We start from the raw sequence: 21,192 nt of genomic DNA, 5'->3' as shown, positions 1-21,192 counted from the left end.
ATCGCGGTGCCCTGTCGCTTACGTATCCCCGAACGCTACCGCTTCCGGCGGACGGACGCGGCACCCCCGAACCGGCCGGAACCCGTCAGAGCAGGCCATTCCGATCGGCGGGGAGGTCGACGACCAGCACGTCGGCGGGACGCTGCCCGTGGCTGTACTTGCCGCCGGTCTTCTCGTCGGCCTTGTTGACCACGATGGCGATGATGATGCCCGCGAGCACCAGCACGCCGACGATGATCCCGATCACGACCACGGCCGTCGAGCAGCCGCCGCCACTGGTGGGCGCCTTCGGCTGCTGGTACGGCGGCATCGGCTGCGGCACCGGCATCGGCTGCGGCGGCGGGGTGTGCGCCTGCGGCACCCCCGGCTGGAGGTACTGCGGGTGCGGGGTGTGCGGGGCCTGCGGCCGCGGCGGCTGGAAGGCCGGCGGCGGGGTCTGGTACTGCTGCGGGAAGGGGTGCGGGGTCTGCGGCTGCGGCGTCGGGTACGCCGGCGGCGGGGTCCGGTACTGCTGCGGCGCGCCCTGCTGGAGGTACTGCGGCGGGGGCGTCTGCGGGTTGTGCGGCGCCTGCGGGTTGTGCGGGGCCTGCGGGTTGTGCGGGGCCTGCGGGTTGTGCGGCGCCTGCGGGGCGGCGTGCACCGAGCGCGGACCCTCGTTGATCACCAGCGGGGTGCTGGCCTGCAGCCGCTGCCCGTTGCCGCCGCCCTTGGCGGCCTCGATCAGCCGCTCCGCCTCGTCCCGCATCGCCGCCGCGCTCTGGAACCGGTGCGCCGGGTCCTTGCGCAGCGCCTGGGCGACGAAGGCGTCCACCTCGGGGGTGATCGAGCGGTTGAGGGTGGAGGGGGCCGGCGGCTCCTCCTGGACGTGCTTGTAGGCGATCGAGAACGCCGAGTCGCCGTCGAAGACCAGCTGCCCGGTGACCATCTCGAAGAGCATCACGCCGACCGAGTACAGGTCGGAGCGGGCGTCCACCGGCTTGCCGAGCGCCTGCTCGGGCGAGAGGTACTGCGGGGTGCCGACCACCATGCCGGTCTGGGTCATCGACGTGACGCCGGATTCCAGCGCACGGGCGATGCCGAAGTCCATGACCTTGACGTTGCCCTTGCGGTCGAACATGACGTTGCCGGGCTTGATGTCGCGGTGCACCAGGCCCATGTCGTGCGAGGCCTCCAGCGCGTTCAGCACGCCGACGGTGACCCTCAGGGCCTCCTCGGCCGGCATCGCGCCGTACTGGCTGATCGCCTCGTTGATCGCCTCGCGCAGGCCCTGGCCGTCGATCAGCTGCATGACGATGTACGGCGTGCTGGAGCCGTCCGCGGCGACGTCCTCGCCGCTGTCGTACACCGTGACGATGTTGGGGTGCTCCAGCCGGGCCACGGCCTGGGCCTCGCGGCGGAACCGCTCCTTGAACGAGTCGTCCCGGCCCAGCTCGCTGTGCATGCTCTTCAGCGCGACCTGCCGGTCCAGCACCCGGTCGTGGGCGAGGTGCACGGAGGCCATGCCGCCCTCGCCCAGCAGCCGCTGCAGCACATAGCGGCCGTTGCCCAGGGAGAAGCCCTCGACCGCCGCGTTGCCGTGCTCGCTCATGGTCCTCTGCTCCCCCTCGGCGCGGCCGTGCTCGCCGCCGCCTGACGTTCGGTCTCGTCCGTGCGTGATGCGCCCGGCCCGCGGGCCTGGCGGGCCCCTGCCGCGGCGGTTCCACCGGCCGGCGACAGGGGCCAGGGTATCGGCTCGCGACGACGGTGATCGGTTCAGGGCCGGGACGGGCCCCGCGCCGCCGGCCCGGGTCCCGATGGCCCCGGGCCGGCGAGGATCGTCGCGGTACGTCCGGTCCGGCGGTGGTCCGGCGGTGGTCCGGTGGCGGACCGGGCGGACCGGACGGACCGGACGCACCTTCCGGCGGGCACCGGTGGGTACCCGCCGGGTGCGGCTACAGGTAGGGGCCGGAGCGGATGCCGCGGCCCGCGCCCGGCTCGTCCTCGTCCGACTCGCCGCCGTGCAGACCGGGCGGCAGGGCCCGGCGCATCTGCTCCAGCTGGGCCCGCGCCGCCATCTGCTGCGCGAACAGGGCGGTCTGGATGCCGTGGAACAGGCCCTCCAGCCAGCCGACCAACTGGGCCTGGGCGATCCGCAGCTCGGCCTCGGTCGGGATGGTGTCGTCGGTGAAGGGCAGCGACAGCCGCTCCAGCTCGGCGACCAGCTCCGGGGCCAGTCCCAGTTCGAGCTCCTTGATCGAGCTCGCGTGGATGTCCTTCAGCCGAACCCGGCTCGCCTCGTCGAGGGGCGCCGCCCGGACCTCCTCCAGCAGCTGCTTGATCATGCTGCCGATGCGCATGACCTTGGCGGGCTGCTCGACCATCTCGGTCACCGGGAGCTCACGCGGCACGTCGCCCTCGTCGTCCCCGCCTCCGGCCGCGCCGGCGAACCCCTGGCCCACGGGCAGCCCGTCCGGTCCGACGATCAGCACCTTCTGGCCGTCCTGCGACTGCCCGCCGGCGGCCCGGAAGGGCTCCTGCGACGGGCGCTCGTTCATCGGATTCGTCATGAACAACATTCTCTCTCACTGGGGTTGGTCGGGCGGAAGCCCCCGGTCGTCCCGCCGTCCTGCGCCACCCATGACGACGGTACGCCCCCGGCCGCTGCGCGGGAATCCGTACGGATACTCAGTTCCCGCGGCCCGCCAGCGAACCGCCCGCCGACCGCGCCCCGGCCCCGCCCGCGCCGGGGCGCCGCCCCGCACCCGCCGGAATCCCGGCCCCGCACCGGGCGCGCCGCGGGATCGCGCGGGCCTCAGCCCTTGCGCAGCCGCAGGCCGACCAGACCCAGGCCGCAGCCGATCAGTCCCAGGCCGACGCCCAGCGGCAGCTGGGTCGTGGAGGCGTCCTGCCAGTGGGTGGGGAAGATCGCGGGCACGGCGGCGACGGCCGCGACCGGCTGTCCTGCGGCCGCCATGGCGGTGTCCGCGGTGTCCGCGGCGTCCGGGGCGTCCGGGGCGTCCGGGGCCGGGACGGCCGCATCGCCCGGGGCCTCGCCGTCCGCTGCCTCCCCGTCGGCCTGCGACAGCCCGGCCTCCACGCCCTGCTCCGGGCCCTGCTCGACGGCCTGGTCGGGGGCTTCCTCCGGCACCTGCTCGACGGCCTGGTCCGCGGTCCGGTCCGGCGCCTGCCCGGGCTTCTGCTCGGGGGCCCGCTCCACGCCGGCGTCGGACCGCTCGGACCGCTCGGGCAGCGAGGCCGGGTGGTGCCGGTGGGCCCACGGGACGTCACCGTCCGGATGCGGGCGCGGCGCCGGACGCCGCCGGAGCGAGGCCGCCGGCCCGGAGGTGCCCGGTTCGTCGCCCTGTCCGGCGCTCGCCGCCGCCTCCGGCGCGGGAGCGGCCTCCAGCGAGGGAGCGGCCTCCAGCGAGGGCAGCGTCGCCGACGAGGGCAGCGCCACCGCCGCCGAGGCGGCGGCCAACGGGAGCGTGAGCCCCAGCACGACCGCCGCCAACAACCGCTGGGCACGGCCCGGGCAACGGCGGGAAGTACGACGGTGGTGCGGCGCCACGGGCAGCGGCCCGAGGGATGCGTGCGGTGATGCGGCCACGGTCGGAGTCCTTCCGACGGCCGACGGCGCCCGGGGGCGGGATCGGCGGCGGGACTGCTCCGGACCAGAGTCGCACGCGCCGACCGCTACGGCATTTCGGGCAATTTCTCACCCTTCCGCCGTCCCCCACCACCGGGCCGCCGCCGGGACCCCGCCCCTTCTCAGGCCCGCAGCACGACCTTTCCGACCTGCTCCCCGCGCTCCAGCACCCGGTGCGCCTCGGCCACGTCGGCCAGCGGCAGCACCCGGTCCACCACCGGCTTCACCACACCGGACTCGACCAGCGGCCACACGTGCTCCCGCACCGCCGCCACGATCGCCGCCTTCTCCGCCAACGGCCGCCCGCGCAGGTTGGTGGCGATCACCGCGCCGCGCTTGCGCAGCAGCGCGTTGAGGTCGAGCTCGCCCTTCACCCCGCCCTGGAGTCCGATGATCACCAGCCGCCCGTTGACCGCCAGCGCGTCCACGTTCCGCTGGAGGTACCCGGCCCCCATGATGTCCAGGATCACGTCCGCCCCGGCCCCGTCGGTGGCTTCGCGGAGCGCCTCGACGAAGTCCTGCTCGCGGTAGTCGATCAGGATGTCCGCGCCCAGCTCGGCGCACCGCGCCAGCTTCTCCGAGCTGCCCGCGGTGACCGCGACCCGCGCGCCGATCGCCTTGGCCAGCTGGATCGCCATGGTCCCGATCCCGCTCGCGCCACCGTGCAGCAGCACCGTCTCGCCGGGCCGCAGGTGCGCGGTGAGGAAGACGTTGGACCACACCGTGCAGGCGACCTCGGGCAGCGCCGCGGCCTGCTCGACGGACAGCCCCGCGGGCAGCGGCAGCAGCTGCCCGGTCGGCACCGCGACCCGCTGGGCGTAGCCGCCGCCGGCCAGCAGCGCGCACACCTCGTCGCCGACCGCCCAGCCGGCCACCCCGGGCCCGAGCGCGACGATCCGCCCGGCGCACTCCAGCCCCGGGTAGGGCGAGGCGCCGGGCGGCGGGTTGTAGAAGCCCTGCCGCTGGAGCAGGTCGGCGCGGTTGACGGCGGTGGCCGCCACCTCGACCAGGACCTCGCCCTCGGCGGGCACCGGGTCGGGCACCTCGGCCCAGACCAGTGCCTCGGGACCACCGGGTTCGGGAATCGTCATCGCATGCATGTCCCGAACCTACTGCGGCCCTCGGCGGTTCCACGCCGCGGCTCAGCCGGGCTGCGCGACTTCGCTGGACTTGATGACGATCACCCGGTCGGTGAGCTGGAGCACGGCGGCCTCCGGCTCGGTGTAGTTGAGCACCCGTCGGCCCCGGACCACCGCGACCACCAGGTCCGCGCACTCGCGCGGGCTGTGCCCGGCCTCGGCCCGGGTGACCGGCCGCTCCACCACGTCCAGCCCGTTGCCGTACGTCAGCAGGTCCTCCATCACCGCCCCGGCGTGCGGGCTGAGCATCGACAGCCCGAGCAGCCGGCCGGCCGAACTGGAGCTGGTCACCACGACGTCGGCGCCGCTCTGCCGCAGCAGCGGCGCGTTCTCGTCCTCCCGGACGGCGGCGACCACGGTGGCGGCCTTGTTCAGCTGCCGGGCCGTCAGCGTGATCAGCACGGCGGTGTCGTCCCGCTCCGGCGCGACCACCACCCGCGCGGCGGTGGGCAGCCCGGCGCGCACCAGGGTGTCGGTGCGGGTGGCGTCGCCGACCACCCCGACCAGGCCGTGCTGGGCGGCGTGGTCGATCACCTTGCGCTGCGGGTCGACGACGACGATCTCCTCCTTCTTCACCCCCTGTCCGAGCAGGGTGTCGACGGCGCTGCGGCCCTTCGTCCCGTAGCCGATGACGACGGTGTGCTCGCGCACGGTGGACCTCCAGCGGTTCAACCGCCATTGCAGGCGGGTCCGTTCGGTGAGCACCTCCAGGGTGGTGCCGACCAGGATGATCAGGAACACCACGCGCAGCGGGGTGATCACGAAGATGTTGGTGAGCCGGGCGCTGTCGCTGAACGGGGTGATGTCGCCGTACCCGGTGGTGGAGAGCGTCACCGTGGCGTAGTACGCCGCGTCCAGGAAGCTGAGCTCGCCACCGGCGTTGTCGTGGTAGCCGGCCCGGTCGAGGTAGACGATGAACGAGGTGGCGACCAGGACGGCGAGCGCCAGCAGCAGCCGGGAGCCGACCTGCCGGACGGCGGGCGCGGCCCTCCGGGCGGGCAGCACGATCCCGGCGTCCGCCCACGGCTCCGTCCCCGGTGCCAGGTTGCGTCGGATCCGGCTCATGCGCCCACCTCGCCGAACGCGCGGCTCTCGATCGTTCCCTCGCTCCGCTCGCTCACGGCACCTCCAGGAGTTCGGCCGGCTCCCCCGCCGCCAGTCCGCCGGGCGGCACCACGGCCAGCGCCTCGGCCCGGGCCAGCCCGCGCAGCATCGCCGGCCCGTCGAAGGCCAGCGGCAGGACGCCCTCGGCGGTCCGCCGGACCGGCTGGAGCCGGGTGTCCGTCCGGTGCCCGGGCAGGGCCGCCGCGGCCGGGGCGAGGGCGGGGGCGCCGACGGTGCGGCCGCTGCGGGCGTGCAGCAGCGGCAGGACGAGGGTGACCATCCCGGCGACGGCGGCCAGCGGGTTGCCCGGCAGGCCCACCAGGTGGCGCCCGCCCGGGAGTTCGGCCAGCAGCATGGGGTGGCCGGGCCGGACGGCGACGCCGTCCACCAACAGCCGGCCGCCGACGTCGGCGAGCGCCCGGTGCAGGAAGTCGACCGGCCCGGCGGCCGTTCCGCCGGTGGTGACCACGAGGTCGGCGGTGGAGTGCCGCAGCGCGTCCCGGAGCAGCCCGAAGTCGTCCCGGACGTACCCGACTTCGGCCGGATCCGCGCCGGCGGCCCGCAGCCAGGGCGGCAGCAGCGGCCCGAGCGCGTCCCGGACCAGGCCCGGCCCGGGCACCCCGGCGGTGAGCAACTCATCGCCCAGGACCAGCAGTTGGACCTCCGGGCGGCGGTGGACCGACAGCCGGTCATGGCCGCTGGCGGCGGCCAGGCCGAGCACGGCCGGCCCGACCGGGACGCCGGACGGCAGCAACTCCTCGCCGTGGCGGCACTCCTGGCCGCGCGGGCGGACGTCCTGACCGGTGGTCAGCGGCTGCGGGCCGCGGTCGTGCAGCAGCGCGCCGTCCGTCCGCCCGTGCTCGCGGCGCAGTACGGCGGTGGCGCCGGGCGGGAGTTGGGCGCCGGTGGCGATCTCCACCGCGGTGCCGTCGGCCAGCGGGGCCGGTTCGGTCCGTCCGGCCAGCACCCGGCCGGTGACCCGCCACGGGCCGGGACCGGCGACCGCCCAGCCGTCCATCGCGGAGGTGTCGAAGGCGGGCAGGTCGGTCAGCGCGCCGAGCGGCTCGGCGAGGGTGCGGCCGAGCGCCTCGGCCAGCGGGACCGGGACCCCGGGCAGCGGCTGCCGTCCGGCCCGGCGCGCGGTCTCGCGGGCCCGGGGCCAGCTCAGCACGCCGGGGCCGGTGGACGGTGCGGCCACGGTGGTCTGTCCGACCGCGTTCACGGCTCGCCCGGACGGTCGGCGGCGCCCCAGCCCTCGACGAGGGCCTCGGTCCGCCGGGCCGCCTCCGCGACGGCCTCGGCCCCGCCGCCCCGCTGGGCGGCCGCGTAGCCGATCAGGAAGGCGGTCAGCGGCGCGGCCGGCCGGTCCACTCCGTGCGCGACCACCCGGGCCGTGTCGAGCAGACCACGGACGTCGACGTCCAGGTCGATGCCCAGGTCGGCCTTGACCTCGGCGATCCAGTCATCCAGCGTGCGCTCCATGCGCCCATGCTGCCCGATCAGTGGTTCGCCGAGGTGTTCGCCCCGTGTTCGGGGCGCGTCGTTTCGCTCACACGCCGGTGGCGGGACCGGTGAGGGTCAGCTCCGGTCGCGCTCCCGGGCCTGCTCCAGGTCCTCCCAGGTGTCGCAGTCGTAGGCGACGTCGTCGGTGTCGGCGACCCGCAGCCGGGCCAGCCCGCCGACCAGGCGGCGCAGCGGCTGGTCGGCCGGATCGCCGACGGCGGCCAGCGCGGCGCGCAGCGGGCCGGTGCGGTAGGCGGCGGCGAGCGGCTGGTCGCGGCCGCCTGCGTCGACCAGCACGGCGGCGTCCGCGGACGGGCCGGCCCCGTCGAGGGCGGCGGCCAGCCGTTCCACCGTCCGCCGGTCCAGGAAGGGCAGGTCGGCGGCGAGCAGCAGCACGATGTCCGCGGTGACCAGGTCGAGCCCGGCCGCGACGGCGGCCACCGGCCCGCCGCCGGGCGGCTGCTCCCTGGTCCAGTGGACGCCGCCGAGCGCGGTCGGCCGGGCCGGGCCGACCACGACGGCGGTACCGGCGCCCGCGCAGGCGGCGAGCACCCGGTCCAACAGGGTGGTCTCGCCCACCGTCAGCCCTGGTTTGTCGGCCCCGCCGAGGCGTCGGGCGGCCCCGCCGGCCGGAACGATCACGTCGTACGGCGTCATGCGGCCAGTATCCGCCCTACTCCGCCGCGGTCGCGCCGTCCTCGGGCCGTTCCGGCTGCTCCGACCGTTCCGTCTGCTCCGGCCCCTCCTCCGGCTCCGTGCCGGGGGTGGCGGCGGCCCCGGCCGCGCGGGCGGTGTTGGCCGCCGCGCCCAGCTCCAGGAAGGACGGCAGGGTCAGTTCCCCGTACCGCTCGTTCATCGCCGTGACCAGCGCCTCCGGGTCGTCCGGGTGCTCGGCCAGCAGCCGGTCGAAGTCCTGGAGGTACTCGCCGGTGAAGGCCAGCACCCGGGCGGCGTCGTCGCCCTGGTCCGGGGCCCGGTGGCCGGCGATCACCCGGTCCGCGCCGAGGTCGGCGATCCGGCCGAGGTTGTGCCCCCAGGTGGTGCGCTGGGCCGGGGTGGTGTCGGCGGTCCAGACGTGGGTGCCGTTGTGGACGAAGTCCCCGGCGATCACCGTGCGGATGCTCGGCACGTGGACGACCGTGGAGTCCCCGCAGTCGGCCTGGCCGAGCAGCAGCACGGGGATCACCTGGCGGTCCAGCATCAGCGGCTGCGGCAGCAGCGGGGCGGGGATCAGCGGGTGGTCCGGGATGTCGTCGCCGTACACCGGCTTCCACTGCGCGACCTTGGCGGCGACGGTGCGCCGGATGCCCTCGACCACCGCGGGGGCGGCCAGCAGCTGGGCGTCGGGGAAGAGCCGCAGCACCTCCTCGGCACCGAAGTAGTGGTCCGGGTGCTGGTGGGTGACCACGACGGCGAGCAGCCGTCTGCCCTTGCCGGCGACCCACTCGGCCAGCTCGCGCCCGGCGCTGCGGGTCAGCTGGGCGTCCACCAGGATCGCGGTCCGCTCGCCGAGGATCAGCGTGGAGGTGGCGAAGAAGGCCGACTCGGGGCCGGTGAAGACGGCGACCTCCAGCGGCCGGGCCGGCTGCCCGGGCTCCGGCGGCTCGGCACCCGCGGCCGGCCCGGTGGCCCCGGCGGGCCCACCGGAGGGGGCCGGCCCGGCCTGGGCACGCTCCGCGCCGGCGCTCTCCTCGGGCGGGGACGTCGTCACGGGCTGCTCCCTCTGGTCGGCGGTCGGATGTCCTGCGCCCTACAGCATGGGAGCACCGGCGGCCGAATGCGCGGAAGGCGCGCCCGACGGGGCGCGCCTCCGCTCCACGTCACACCGCGCTGCGGACGGCCTGCTCCTTGCCCCGTCGGGCGGCCTGCTCCAGGGCCTGCGCCTTGGACTCGGCGGCCTTGGGGATGAAGTCGGCCATCGCCGGCACGGTGCCCGCCAGGGTGAACTCCGGGACGATGAAGTCGACCTCCAGCCCGAGCATGCCAGTCAGCACCTTCTCCAGGTAGGTGGTGACGAACTCGAAGGGCTCGCGGGGGGCGCCGGGGGCGTACGAGCCGCCGCGGGCGGCGACCACGGTGACCGGGGTGCCCTTGGCGGAGGGCGCCTCGCCGGCGGTGCGGCCGACCAGGATCACCTGGTCCAGCCAGGCCTTGAGGGACGACGGGACCGTGAAGTTGTACATCGGGCTGCCGATCAGCACGGCGTCGGCCGTCTCCAGCTCGGCCATCAGCTCGTCGCGCAGCGCGTAGGCGGCGGCCTGCTCGGCGCTGCGGGCCCCGACGGGGGTGAACCCGGCGGTGATGCCGTGGACGTCCAGGTGCGGGAGCGGATCGGCGGCGAGGTCGCGGTAGATCACCGTCCCCTCGGGGTGCTCGGCCTGCCAGGCGGCCCGGAAGGCGGCGGTGACCTCGCGGGAGACGGATCCGTCGGCGACGGCGGAGGAGTCGAGGTGCAGGAGCGTGGGCATGGCGAGGCCTCCAGATAATTAGTAGCTGCCGTTTTCGCTGCAACTGCAAGTACGGTAGCAGCTTACTTTTCTGCAGTTACTAGTGACAGGTCGAGTAGGCTTGGTCCATGGCCGAGCACGAGGCAGTGACCGACGGAGTCCCGACCGCCACGGACGCCTGCGGCGCCCCGGGCCCGTGCCGCAGCGTCGACCTGGCCCTGAACCGGGTGTTCACCCTGCTCGGCAAGCGCTGGACGGGCATGCTGCTGGGCGTGCTCAACAACGGCGGCCCCGCGTACTTCTCCGAGCTGCGCCGCGCCGTCCCGGGCATCAGCGAGCGGATGCTCTCCGACCGGCTGACCGAGCTGACCGAGGCCGGGCTGGTCGTCCGCGAGGTCGACGCCGGCCCGCCGCTGCGGGTCAGCTACCGGCTCACCGAGGGCGGCGTCGCACTCAAGCCCGCCCTCACCGAACTGGCCGTCTGGGCCGACCGCTACCTGCCGGAGGCCGCGCTCAGGAACGCCGGCTGCTGAACGGCCCCGGACCTCCTCCGGACGCGCCGGCCCCGCTGCGCCGGCCCCGGACATGCCGAAGGGCCCGCCCACCGGTTCCGGGATTCCGGGATTCCGGTGGACGGGCCCTTCGGCCGTGTCGTCGGGGGAGGTCGGTCAGCGCTTCGGGGCACCGCCGCGCAGCCGGGCCAGCCGGTCGGTGACGCCCCAGGTGGTCACCCGCCACAGCGCCTCGACCACGATGCTGCGGCTCATCTTGGACGCGCCGAGCTCGCGCTCGACGAAGGTGATCGGCACCTCGGCGACCTTGAACCCGGCCTTCACCGTGCGCCAGGCCAGGTCGACCTGGAAGCAGTACCCGGCCGAGGCGACCTCGTCCATGCCCAGGCCCAGCAGGGTCTCCTTGCGGAACGCCCGGTAGCCGCCGGTGACGTCCCGGATCGGCACGCCCAGCATCAGCCGCGAGTAGGTCGAGCCGCCGCGCGAGAGCAGCAGCCGCGACTTCGGCCAGTTCACCACCCGGCCGCCCGGCACCCAGCGCGAGCCCAGCACCAGGTCGGCGCCGCGCAGCGCGCCCAGCAGCCGGTCCAGCTCCTCGGGCTGGTGCGAGCCGTCCGCGTCCATCTCGACCAGGACGTCGTAGCCGTTGTCGATGCCCCAGCGGAAGCCCGCGAGGTAGGCGGCGCCCAGGCCTTCCTTGCCCTTGCGGTGCATGACGTGGACGTGCTCGTCCTCGACGGCCAGCTTGTCGGCCAGCTCGCCGGTGCCGTCGGGGCTGTTGTCGTCGGCGACCAGCACGTGCGCCTCGGGCACGGCGGCACGGACCCGGCCGACGATCCGCTCGACGTTCTCCGCCTCGTTGTAGGTCGGGATGATCACCAGGACCTTGCCGAGATCAGCAAAACTCTGCTGGTTCACGGTCACGTACAAACCTCTCGGCCGATGGCGGGTGTCTCGGAGCACCGGCGCCCGCACTCTGGAACGCGGCTCCGCCGGCAACCGCCGGGGAGGACCCCGGTGGCGAACTGCGCGCAGGGCGGAGGCTACTGCGTCCTGGCATCCTACTACCGCGCCGGGAACCACCGGTCCGACCGTGGCACTCCCACCTGACGCCCGCCGTTTCCCCGTGGGTGACACCGTTCGGCTAGGGTCGATTCCCTTGCCCGTGCCCGGACCGCCCGCACCGCCGGGCCCGCCCCGGCGATCCGGCACAGCCGCCAGACAGCGAAGGAGTAGGACCGCGCGCATGGACAGGCTCGTCAACACCGTCCGCCCGTACGCCTGGGGGTCGCTCACCGCCCTGCCCGAGCTCCTCGGGCAGCGGCCGACCGGCGAACCGCAGGCCGAGCTGTGGATGGGCGCCCACCCCGGCGCCCCGTCGCGCGCCGACCGCGGCGAGGGCCCGCGCCGGCTGGACGAGCTGATCGCGGCCGACCCCGAGGGCGAGCTGGGCGCAGCGAGCGTGGCCAGGTTCGGCCCGACCCTTCCGTTCCTCTTCAAGGTCCTGGCCGCGGGCATCCCGCTGTCCATCCAGGCCCACCCCACCCTCGACCAGGCCCGGGCCGGCTTCGCCGCCGAGAACGCCCTCGGGATCCCGCCGGACGCCCCCGAGCGCAACTACCGGGACGCCAACCACAAGCCCGAAATGGTCTGCGCGCTGGGCGATTTCGAGGGCCTGTGCGGCTTCCGCCGGCCCGCCGGGGCGGCCCGGCTGCTGACCGGACTCGCGGTGCCCGGGCTCGCCCCCGTGATCGGGTGGCTGGCCGCCGGTGGGGGCACCTCCCGGCCGAAGGCCGGGGGGGAGTCCGCGGCGCTGCGCGGCGCCCTGACCGCCGCCCTCGCCCTGGACGGGGAGACCGTCCGGCGGACCGTCGAGGCGCTGGCGACGACCGACCCGGACGGGGAGTACGCCCCGTACGCGCGGATCGCCAAGGACTTCCCGGACGACCGCGGCGTGATCGCCGGCATGCTGCTCAACCACGTCCGGCTGCGGGCCGGCCAGGCGCTCTACCTGGGCGCCGGGGTGCCGCACGCCTACCTGTCCGGTGTCTGCGTCGAGCTCCAGGCCAACTCCGACAACGTGCTGCGGGCCGGCCTCACCCCCAAGCACATCGACGTGCCGGAGCTGCTGGAGGTCGTGGTCTTCGAGGCCGGCGCCCCCGAGGTGCTGGAGCCGGCCCCCGTCCCGGGCACCCCGGGCGAGGAGCTCTACCCCGTCCCGATCGACGAGTTCCGGCTCTCCCGCTTCGTCCTGGACGGCGACGACGACGGCACCGGCGACGGCACCGACGGCGCCGGGTGCGAGATCGACGGCCGCACCCCGCAGATCCTGCTCTGCACCGAGGGTGGCGCCCGCCTGACCGCCGTCGACGGCACCGTCCTGGACCTGGCCCGCGGCCAGTCCGCCTTCCTCCCCGCCACCGGCACCCCGATCCGCCTCTCCGGCACCGGCACCGGCACCGGCACCGGCAGCACGCTCTTCCGCGCCACCGTCACCGTCTGACCCCGCCCGGGGCTCAGTCCCGGGTCATGTCGACGAACCGCGAGTAGTGGCCCTGGAAGGCCACGGTGATGGTCGCGGTCGGACCGTTACGGTGCTTGGCGACGATCAGGTCGGCCTCGCCCGCGCGCGGGGACTCCTTCTCGTACGCGTCCTCGCGGTGCAGCAGGATGACCATGTCGGCGTCCTGCTCGATCGAGCCGGACTCGCGGAGGTCCGAGACCATCGGCCGCTTGTCGGTGCGCTGCTCGGGGCCACGGTTCAGCTGGGACAGCGCGATGACCGGGACCTCCAGCTCCTTGGCCAGCAGCTTGAGGTTACGGGACATGTCCGAGACCTCCTGCTGACGGTTCTCGGCCCGCCGGGAGCCGCCGGACTGCATCAGCTGGAGGTAGTCGATGACGATCAGCTTGATGTCGTTGCGCTGCTTCAGCCGGCGGCACTTGGCGCGGATCTCCATCATCGACAGGTTCGGCGAGTCGTCGATGAACAGCGGCGCCTCGCTGACGTCGGGCATCCGGCGGGCGACGCGCGTCCAGTCGTCGTCCGTCATGTTCCCGGAGCGCATGTGGTGCAGCGCCACCCGGGCCTCGGCGGAGAGCAGGCGCATGGCGATCTCGTTGCGCCCCATTTCGAGCGAGAAGATCACGCTCGGCAGCTTGTTGTGGATCGAGCAGGCCCGGGCGAAGTCCAGCGCCAGGGTGGACTTGCCCATCGCGGGACGGGCCGCGATGACGATCATCTGGCCGGGGTGGAGGCCGTTGGTGAGCGCGTCGAAGTCGGCGAAGCCGGTCGGCACGCCGGACATCTGGCCCTGCCGGGAGCCGATCGCCTCGATCTCGTCGAGGGCGCCCTCCATGATGTCGGCGAGCGGCGCGTAGTCCTCGTTGGTGCGCTGCTCGGTGACGGCGTAGATCTGCGCCTGGGCGGCGTTGACGATCTCGTCCACGTCGCCCTCGGCCGCGTACCCCATGCCGGCGATCCGGGTGCCCGCCTCGACCAGCCGGCGCAGGACGGCGCGCTCGTTGACGATCTGGGCGTAGTACTCGGCGTTGGCGGCGGTCGGGACGGAGTTGACCAGGGTGTGCAGGTAGGAGGCGCCGCCGACGCGCTGGAGCTCGCCGCGCTTGGTCAGCTCACCGGCCACGGTGATCGGGTCGGCCGGCTCGCCGCGGGCGTAGAGGTCGAGGATCGCGCCGTGGATCATCTCGTGCGCGGGCCGGTAGTAGTCGGCCGGCTTGAGCACCTCGACCACGTCGGCGATGGCGTCCTTGGAGAGCAGCATGCCGCCGAGGACGGACTTCTCGGCGTCCAGGTCCTGCGGGGGGACGCGCTCGAAGCCGTCCGCCCCGCCACCGCCGTCGCCCTCGTCCCGGCGCTGCCAGCCGCCCTCCGGCCGACCGCCCTTGCCGCCCTTCTGGAAGCCGTCCTTCTGGAAGCCACCCTTCTGGAAGCCGTCGCGGCCACCGCCCTGACGCCCCTCACCGCGGCTGCGCGAGACCGGCAGCCGGTCCCCCGGGCCCTCCGGGAAGGGCCCGTCGTCGTAGGCGCCGACCGGGAAGGGGTCCTCGGCGGTCGGCCAGTCCTCCTCCGGCGGCGGGGCGTCGTGGTCGTCGTACTGGGGGCCGGTCACGCGTGTTCCCCGATCAGCGAGTGGTGCGAAGTGGAGCGGGCTTGCCGGTGGCTTGGTGGAGCGGGCTCCGCTCCTCTTTGTACGCCACGGCTCCGACAAATCGGACGCCTGGGCGGCGGGAGTGTCGGGCGGAGGGCCCACGCTAAAGCGCCGGACGCCCTTGCGCCAAGGCGGTTATCCACAGGGGGTGTGGATGGCGGGCCCTCTCCTGTGGAGAACTGCCGCAAAGCTGTGGACACCCCTGTGGACGTCCCTGTGGATAACCGGACGATCGATCCACCGTCAACCTGTTGACCTGGGATTACCTCATCCCGGGCCTGTGCATGAGAAATTCTTCACACACCTCCGAACGGCTGTGGGCACAGAGCGGGCGAACCGCACCGCTCAAGATTTCGAGTAATGGGCATCAGGCACTTACATCCATTACCTGTGGATGAGTAGCCTGGAGCCCATGACCGCTTCGCCGCCGACCCCGGCCTCCTCGCGACGCCGGCACGACCGGGAGATCCTCGCCCTGGCCGTCCCGGCCTTCGGCGCCCTCGTCGCCGAACCGCTCTTCCTGATGGCCGACTCGGCGATCGTCGGTCACCTCGGCACCCCCCAGCTGGCCGGGGTCGGCGTCGCCTCCGCCGTACTGTCCACCGCGACCGGCGTGTTCGTCTTCCTCGCCTACGCCACCACCGCGGCCGTCGCCCGCCGGATCGGCGCCGGGGACCGCCGGGGCGCCGTGCAGCAGGGCATCGACGGCATCTGGCTCGCCCTGGGCCTGGCCGTCCCGGTGGTGCTCCTCACCCTGCTGCTGGCCCCCTGGGCGGCCGACGCGCTGGGCGCCTCGGCGACCGCCGCACCGCACGCCGTGACGTACCTGCGGATCAGTTCCCTGGGCATCCCGGCGATGCTCATGGTGCTGGCCGCCACCGGGGTGCTGCGCGGCCTCCAGGACACCCGCACTCCGCTGGTGGTGGCCGTGGCGGGCTTCGCCGCCAACATCGGCCTGAACGCCGGCCTGGTGTACGGCGCCGGGCTCGGGGTGGCCGGTTCGGCCTGGGGCACCGTACTCGCCCAGACCGGGATGGCCGCCGCCTACCTGGTCGTGGTGGTCCGCGGCGCCCGCCGGGAAGGGGCCTCGCTGCGGCCGGACCGGGCGGGCATCCGGGCCGGTGCCAGGGCCGGCGGCCCGCTGCTGGTCCGGACGATCAGCCTGCGCGCGGTGCTGATGATCGCCACCGCGGTGGCCGCCCGGCTCGGCGACGACCAGGTGGCCGCCCACCAGATCACCATGACGCTGTTCAACTTCCTGGCCTTCGCGCTGGACGCCATCGCGATCGCCGGCCAGGCCATCATCGGCCGCTACCTGGGCGCCTCGGACGCCCCCGGCGCCCGGGCCGCGACCCGGCGGATGGTCGAGTGGGGCATCGTCTCCGGGCTGGTGCTCGGCCTGCTGGTGGTGCTCGCCCGCCCGCTGTACGTCCCGCTGTTCACGCCCGATCCGGACGTCCGGGCCCAGCTGGACACCGCCCTGCTGCTGCTCGCGCTCACCCAGCCGGTGGCCGGCCTGGTCTTCGTGCTGGACGGCGTGCTGATGGGCGCCGGGGACGGTCCCTACCTGGCCTGGGCCGGGCTCGCCACCCTGGCGGTGTTCGTCCCGGTGGCCCTGGCCGTCCCGGCCACCGGCACCGGACTGGCCGGGCTCTGGTGGGCGATGAACCTGTTCATGCTGCTGCGGGCCGGCTTCCTGGCCTGGCGCGCCCGCGGCGGCAAGTGGCTGGTCACCGGAGCGGTGCGCGGCTGAAACGTTTCGGGTCGGGCCCCCGCGGGAGTCCGACCCGGATCCCGCCCGGAAGCCGTCCGAGAAGCGGCCCGGAACCCGTCCGGAAAAGACCGAGGGCCGGACTCCCGGAGGAGTCCGGCCCTCGGGCCTTCGCTACGGAGCTCAGGCAGCAGCCACGACGGCGACGTCGAGGTTGGCCACGACGTCCGAGTGCAGCTTGACCGAGACCTTGTGGGAGCCCACGGTCTTGATCGGCGAGGCGATCGCGACGGCGCGCTTGTCCACCGCCGGGCCGCCGGCGGCCTTGATGGCCTCGACGACGTCGGCCTGGGTCACCGAGCCGAACAGGCGGCCGGCGTCGCCCGAGCGGACGGCCAGCTTGACCTGGACGCCCTCGAGCTGACCCTTGACCTCGTTGGCGGCCTCGAGGGTCTGGATCTCGTGGATCTTCCGGGCGCGACGGATGGCGTCGACGTCCTTCTGACCACCCTTGGTCCAGCGGATGGCGTAGCCACGCGGGACCAGGTAGTTGCGGCCGTAGCCGTCCTTGACCTCGACGACCTCGCCGGCGGAGCCGAGACCCGGCACCTCGTGAGTGAGGATGATCTTCATTACTTGGTCACCCTCTCTTAGCGCGCGGTGCTGGTGTAGGGCAGCAGCGCCATCTCACGGCTGTTCTTCACGGCCGTGGCGACGTCACGCTGGTGCTGGGTGCAGTTGCCGGTCACCCGACGGGCACGGATCTTGCCGCGGTCGGAGATGTACTTCCGCAGCAGGTTCGTGTCCTTGTAGTCAACGTAGTTGACCTTGTCCTTGCAGAAGACGCAAACCTTCTTCTTCGGCTTGCGAGCAGGCGGCTTCGCCATTGTGTGCTCCATTTGGGGTTCACGGTCCGGCGGGCGTCCGGGGACGCCGACCGCCGGGCCGCACGAAATCTGTCAGCTCTTAGAACGGGGGCTCTTCCGAGTAACCGCCGCCACCACCGGACGGGGCACCCCAGCCGCCGCCCTGGTTTCCACCGGACGGGGCGCTGGAGGCCCAGGGGTCGTCGGAGGGGCCGGACTGGCCGCCACCGGAGTTTCCACCCCAGTTGCCGCCACCCTGCTGGCCGCCGCCGCCGCCCCAGCCGCCACCGCCCTGGCCGCCACCCTGCTGGCCGCCGAAGCCGCCACCGGGGCCGCCGGACCGGTTGGCCCGGGTGACCTTGGCGGTCGCCGAGCGCAGGCTCGGACCGACCTCGTCGACCTCGACCTCGAAGACCGTCCGCTTCTCGCCTTCCTTGGTCTCGTAAGACCGCTGGCGCAGTCGGCCCTGCACGATGACGCGCATGCCGCGCTGCAGCGACTCGGCCACGTTCTCCGCCGGCTGACGCCAGACGTTGCACGTGAGGAAGAGGCTCTCGCCGTCCTTCCACTCGTTCGTCTGACGGTCGAAGGTGCGGGGGGTGGACGCGATGCGGAACTTCGCGACCGCCGCACCCGACGGGGTGAAGCGCAGCTCCGGGTCGTCGACGAGATTGCCGACGAGGGTGATGACGGTCTCGCCTGCCATGGTGGTGATGACCTCTCGGGAAGATGTCCGTTCACCGCTGTTTCACGTGAAACAGCGGTCGCGAGCTACCCGAGACCCGAAGGCCTCAGAGGTGGCTCAGTGGGTGTCCGGGCGCAGGACCTTGGTCCGCAGAACCGACTCGCTCAGGCCCAGCTGGCGGTCGAGCTCCTTGACGACCTCAGGCGTGGCCTTGAGGTCGATGACCGAGTAGATGCCCTCGGACTGCTTGTTGATCTCGTAAGCCAGACGGCGGCGACCCCAGGTGTCGACCTTCTCCACCTTGCCACCCGCGTTGCGGACGACGGCGAGGAAGCTCTCGATCAGGGGGGAGACAGCGCGCTCCTCGACCGAGGGGTCGAGGATGACCATCAGCTCGTAGTGACGCATGAGTAACCCACCTCCTTTGGACTCAGCGGCCACGGTCTCTCCGTGGCAGGAGGGTTGTGCGTAGCGTCGGCACCGGAGCAGTGACGACTCCGGCCCACCGTAGCGGCCGGGTCGGACAGTCGGCCCCCGCTCCACCCGAAAGTGGATGTCACCCGGAAGCGGGCGCAAAGGGGGCACAACTACACCAGTGCAGACGGCACAGCCTACCTGCACCCGGACGGCCGAACAAAACGCATAGGGGTTGTGAGAGGGCCCCAAGCACCGCAATCTGGACGGAACGGGATCCCTGCCCGTTCGTCTCCACGCCAGGAGGTGGGACCCATGGCCCAGTCCGTCCACCGCATGCCCGCCCTCACGCTGAACACCGACGGCCACCCGCACCCCCGCGAGAACACCCTGGTGGGCATCACCGCCCTGCTGGGCGTGATCGCGTTCACCACCTCGTTCTTCCACAACCTGCACCTGCTGACCTCGTGGACCGGCCTGTTCGGCATCGTCACGGGCCTGTGGGGCATGTTCGTCTCGGTCACCACCGCCGAGCGCTTCGTCCTGATGGTCTCGCTCGGCGCCGCCGCGCTCGGCTTCTACCTCGGCATCGCCCGCGGCGGCCTCTGGGGCTGACCCCCTCCCCCGCCGCCTCCCCCGCACCCGCACCCGCGTCCGCGTCCGCTGGGACCGAGCCCACAGGGCCCGCCCGGAACCCTCGCCGCCCCCGTCGCGTATCTGCAGAGGAGACAGGTACCCGGCGGGGGCACCGTCGTGCCCACCACGACGGCCCCCCGAGCCCCGGACGATAAGGTCAGCCCGAGAACCTGGGGCCACCGCAGCCCGACCGACGAGGAGCACCGAGCAATGAGCCTGCGCCTGAGGACGATCACCCGCGAGGAGCACCTCGCCTTCATCAGGAGCCGTGCCTCGGCCAGCCACATGCAGGTGCCGTCGTGGGGTGACGTGAAGGCCGAGTGGCGGTCCGAGTCGATCGGCTGGTTCGACGACGCCAACCAGCTCGTCGGCGCCGGCCTGGTCCTCTACCGCCAGCTGCCCAAGCTCAAGCGCTACCTCGCCTACCTGCCCGAGGGCCCGGTCATCGACTGGTTCGACCGCGACCTCGACCGCTGGCTCTCCCCGATGCTGGCGCACCTCAAGTCGCAGGGCGCGTTCTCCGTGAAGATGGGCCCGCCGGTGGTCATCCGCCGCTGGAACGCCCCCACCATCAAGGAGGCCATCGCCGCCAAGCAGGCCAAGCGGCTGCGCGACGTCGAGGCCGACTGGTACGAGGCGCGCGCCTTCGAGGTGGCCGACCGGCTGCGCAAGGCCGGCTGGCTCCAGGGCGAGGACGGCGGCGCGGGCTTCGGCGACGTCCAGCCCCGCTACGTCTTCCAGGTGCCGCTGGCCAACCGCTCGCTGGACGACATCCAGAAGGGCTTCAACCAGCTCTGGCGCCGCAACATCAAGAAGGCCGAGAAGAACGGCGTCGAGGTGGTCCAGGGCGGCTACGACGAGCTGCCGATCTTCCACCAGCTCTACCTGGTCACCGCCGAGCGCGACAAGTTCACCCCGCGCCCGCTGGCCTACTTCCAGCGGATGTGGAAGGCCCTGGTGGCCGAGGACCCGAACCGCATGCGGCTCTACATCGCCTACCACGAGGGCGAGCCGCTGGCCGCCACCACGATGCTGGTGGTCGGCGAGCACGTCTGGTACTCCTACGGCGCCTCGGCCAACCACAAGCGCGACGTCAAGCCGTCCAACGCCATCCAGTGGCGGATGATGCGCGACTCCTACGCCCTCGGCGGCGGGGTGTACGACCTGCGCGGCATCAGTGACACCCTGGACGAGGACGACCACTTGTTCGGTCTGATCCAGTTCAAGGTCGGCACCGGCGGCCAGGCGGCCGAGTACCTCGGCGAGTGGGACTTCCCGCTCAACAAGCTGCTGCACAAGGCCCTCGACCTCTACATGTCCCGCCGCTGAGGAGGCTGACCCGATGACGCTGTCGCTCTACCTCGACACCGAACGCTGGCGCACCCACCAGCGCTCCGTCCTCGCCGAGTTCCCCGGCCTGGTTCCGGTCGCCAAGGGGAACGGCTACGGCCTGGGCAACCACCGGCTGGCCGAGGAGGCGACGCTGCTGGGCACCGGGGTGCTCGCCGTCGGTACCGCGTACGAGGCGGCCGACGCCGCCGAGTGGTACGGCGGCGAGCTGCTGGTGCTCACCCCGTACCGGGTCGGCGAGGAGGCGCTGCCGCTGCCGCACGCCCGGGTGATCCGGACGGTGGCCAGCGTGGACGGGCTGCGCGCGCTGCACGGCGCCCGGGTGGTGCTGGAGTGCATGACCACCATGCGCCGGCACGGCGTGAGCGCGGACGACCTGCGCACCGTCGCCGCCGAACTGGAGGGCGTGAGCTTCGAGGGCCTGGCGCTGCACCTGCCGATGGACCGGCCGGACGGCTCCAGCCCGGTCGAGGAGGTCGCGTACTGGGTGGACACCGCCCGGGCGGCCGGCATCCCGGTGCACACGGTGTTCGTCAGCCACCTCGGCGCGGCCGGCATGGACCAGCTGGCCCAGCGCTACCCGCAGACGGTCTTCCGGGCGCGGATCGGCACCCGGCTCTGGCTGGGCGACCACGCCGCGCTGGAGGTCCGGGCCACCGTCCTGGACGTCACCCGGCTGCAGAAGGGCGAGCGCTACGGCTACCGCCAGCACCCGGCGCCCGGCGACGGCCACATCCTGGTGGTCGCCGGCGGCACCGCGCACGGCATCGGCCTGGAGGCGCCCAAGTACGTCCAGAGCATGGGGGCGCGCGCCAAGGGCATCGCCCGGGCCGGTCTGGCGACCGTCAACAAGACCAAGTCGCCGTTCCACTGGGCCGGCAAGCAGCTGTGGTTCGCCGAGCCGCCGCACATGCAGGTCTCGCTGCTGTTCCTGGACGGGGAGACCAAGCCCCCGGCGATCGGCGAGGAGCTCGGTCTCCAGGTCCGGCACACCACCACGCACTTCGACCGCGTGGTGGACCGCTGAG

General features: G+C 73.5%; 20 protein-coding genes and 1 pseudogene. 6 read left to right on the top strand and 15 right to left on the bottom strand.

The features are described 5' to 3' along the window. Window positions 1–85: 85 nt before the first annotated feature. From ABZ449_RS23900 to ABZ449_RS23860, 9 genes and pseudogenes are all read right to left on the bottom strand, one after another. On the bottom strand, window positions 86–1,588 hold the full coding sequence (locus ABZ449_RS23900) for a protein kinase (RefSeq protein WP_360349305.1): 1,503 nt from the start codon (window positions 1,586–1,588) through the stop codon (window positions 86–88). Window positions 1,589–1,931: 343 nt separating this feature from the next. Then, window positions 1,932–2,546, bottom strand: coding sequence for a bacterial proteasome activator family protein (locus tag ABZ449_RS23895; protein ID WP_360349303.1), 615 nt, complete (start codon window positions 2,544–2,546; stop codon window positions 1,932–1,934). 245 nt (window positions 2,547–2,791) lie between these two features. Then, on the bottom strand, window positions 2,792–3,478 hold the full coding sequence (locus ABZ449_RS23890) for a hypothetical protein (protein ID WP_360349300.1): 687 nt from the start codon (window positions 3,476–3,478) through the stop codon (window positions 2,792–2,794). A 269-nt stretch (window positions 3,479–3,747) separates the two neighbouring features. Then, window positions 3,748–4,725, bottom strand: coding sequence for an NAD(P)H-quinone oxidoreductase (locus tag ABZ449_RS23885; RefSeq protein WP_360349297.1), 978 nt, complete (start codon window positions 4,723–4,725; stop codon window positions 3,748–3,750). A gap of 42 nt (window positions 4,726–4,767) precedes the next feature. Further along, window positions 4,768–5,829, bottom strand: a complete 1,062-nt coding sequence (locus ABZ449_RS23880; RefSeq protein ID WP_360349295.1) for an NAD-binding protein — start codon at window positions 5,827–5,829, stop codon at window positions 4,768–4,770. Window positions 5,830–5,881: 52 nt separating this feature from the next. Next, window positions 5,882–7,090, bottom strand: coding sequence for a molybdopterin molybdotransferase MoeA (locus tag ABZ449_RS23875; RefSeq protein WP_360349292.1), 1,209 nt, complete (start codon window positions 7,088–7,090; stop codon window positions 5,882–5,884). After that, window positions 7,087–8,028 (bottom strand): annotated as a pseudogene (locus tag ABZ449_RS23870) (NTP transferase domain-containing protein). Before ABZ449_RS23870 ends, ABZ449_RS23875 begins: the two are co-directional and overlap by 4 nt. Window positions 8,029–8,044: 16 nt before the next feature. Next, the gene (locus ABZ449_RS23865) at window positions 8,045–9,082 is read right to left on the bottom strand and encodes an MBL fold metallo-hydrolase (protein ID WP_360349288.1); all 1,038 of its coding nucleotides are present in this window, start codon (window positions 9,080–9,082) and stop codon (window positions 8,045–8,047) included. A 109-nt stretch (window positions 9,083–9,191) separates the two neighbouring features. Further along, on the bottom strand, window positions 9,192–9,839 hold the full coding sequence (locus ABZ449_RS23860; protein ID WP_360349285.1) for an NAD(P)H-dependent oxidoreductase: 648 nt from the start codon (window positions 9,837–9,839) through the stop codon (window positions 9,192–9,194). 107 nt (window positions 9,840–9,946) lie between these two features. Here ABZ449_RS23860 and ABZ449_RS23855 point away from each other — a divergent pair, with 107 nt between their 5' ends. Beyond that, window positions 9,947–10,351 (top strand): helix-turn-helix domain-containing protein, encoded by a 405-nt coding sequence (locus tag ABZ449_RS23855; protein ID WP_360349282.1) that lies wholly within the window; start codon window positions 9,947–9,949, stop codon window positions 10,349–10,351. A gap of 135 nt (window positions 10,352–10,486) precedes the next feature. On the opposite strand, the gene ABZ449_RS23850 is transcribed toward ABZ449_RS23855, so the two are convergent. Next, window positions 10,487–11,254 (bottom strand): polyprenol monophosphomannose synthase, encoded by a 768-nt coding sequence (locus tag ABZ449_RS23850; protein WP_360349279.1) that lies wholly within the window; start codon window positions 11,252–11,254, stop codon window positions 10,487–10,489. A gap of 322 nt (window positions 11,255–11,576) precedes the next feature. On the opposite strand from ABZ449_RS23850, the gene manA reads away from it, so the two are divergent. Continuing rightward, a complete protein-coding gene (manA, locus tag ABZ449_RS23845) occupies window positions 11,577–12,833 on the top strand; it encodes a mannose-6-phosphate isomerase, class I (RefSeq protein ID WP_360349276.1) in 1,257 nt (418 codons plus the stop codon). A 13-nt stretch (window positions 12,834–12,846) separates the two neighbouring features. Here the strand turns inward: manA and dnaB are convergent, their stop codons facing one another. Next, on the bottom strand, window positions 12,847–14,337 hold the full coding sequence (gene dnaB, locus ABZ449_RS23840) for a replicative DNA helicase (RefSeq protein WP_360349385.1): 1,491 nt from the start codon (window positions 14,335–14,337) through the stop codon (window positions 12,847–12,849). 577 nt (window positions 14,338–14,914) lie between these two features. On the opposite strand from dnaB, the gene ABZ449_RS23835 reads away from it, so the two are divergent. Next, window positions 14,915–16,255 carry an MATE family efflux transporter gene (locus ABZ449_RS23835; RefSeq protein ID WP_360349274.1) on the top strand — a complete coding sequence of 447 codons (1,341 nt, stop codon included), beginning with the start codon at window positions 14,915–14,917 and terminating at the stop codon, window positions 16,253–16,255. Window positions 16,256–16,396: 141 nt separating this feature from the next. Here ABZ449_RS23835 and rplI read toward each other — a convergent pair whose 3' ends face one another. The 4 genes from rplI to rpsF all read right to left on the bottom strand — a co-directional run bounded on the left by rplI (window position 16,397) and on the right by rpsF (window position 18,172). Next, window positions 16,397–16,846: a 50S ribosomal protein L9 gene (gene rplI, locus ABZ449_RS23830; protein ID WP_360349271.1), complete on the bottom strand. Its 450-nt coding sequence runs from the start codon at window positions 16,844–16,846 to the stop codon at window positions 16,397–16,399. Window positions 16,847–16,863: 17 nt separating this feature from the next. Beyond that, window positions 16,864–17,100 carry a 30S ribosomal protein S18 gene (gene rpsR, locus ABZ449_RS23825; RefSeq protein WP_030059640.1) on the bottom strand — a complete coding sequence of 79 codons (237 nt, stop codon included), beginning with the start codon at window positions 17,098–17,100 and terminating at the stop codon, window positions 16,864–16,866. A gap of 79 nt (window positions 17,101–17,179) precedes the next feature. Beyond that, complete coding sequence (locus ABZ449_RS23820; RefSeq protein WP_360349268.1) at window positions 17,180–17,785, bottom strand: single-stranded DNA-binding protein; 606 nt, start codon at window positions 17,783–17,785, stop codon at window positions 17,180–17,182. A 96-nt stretch (window positions 17,786–17,881) separates the two neighbouring features. Continuing rightward, a complete protein-coding gene (gene rpsF / locus ABZ449_RS23815) occupies window positions 17,882–18,172 on the bottom strand; it encodes a 30S ribosomal protein S6 (protein WP_188298654.1) in 291 nt (96 codons plus the stop codon). 321 nt (window positions 18,173–18,493) lie between these two features. On the opposite strand from rpsF, the gene ABZ449_RS23810 reads away from it, so the two are divergent. The 3 genes from ABZ449_RS23810 (at window position 18,494) to ABZ449_RS23800 (ending at window position 21,191) form a co-directional block, all read left to right on the top strand. Beyond that, window positions 18,494–18,793, top strand: a complete 300-nt coding sequence (locus ABZ449_RS23810) for a hypothetical protein (RefSeq protein WP_360349265.1) — start codon at window positions 18,494–18,496, stop codon at window positions 18,791–18,793. A gap of 231 nt (window positions 18,794–19,024) precedes the next feature. Beyond that, on the top strand, window positions 19,025–20,143 hold the full coding sequence (locus ABZ449_RS23805; RefSeq protein WP_360349262.1) for a peptidoglycan bridge formation glycyltransferase FemA/FemB family protein: 1,119 nt from the start codon (window positions 19,025–19,027) through the stop codon (window positions 20,141–20,143). 13 nt (window positions 20,144–20,156) lie between these two features. Then, entirely contained in the window at window positions 20,157–21,191 is a 1,035-nt protein-coding gene (locus ABZ449_RS23800) for an alanine racemase (RefSeq protein WP_360349260.1), read from the top strand. The last annotated feature ends 1 nt before the right edge of the window (window position 21,192 follow it).

This window comes from Kitasatospora sp. NPDC005856 (genome assembly GCF_040629945.1).
Classification (GTDB): domain Bacteria; phylum Actinomycetota; class Actinomycetes; order Streptomycetales; family Streptomycetaceae; genus Kitasatospora.
The sequence above is the reverse complement of the archived record's forward strand: the minus strand, read 5'-3'. Positions and strand labels throughout refer to the sequence as shown.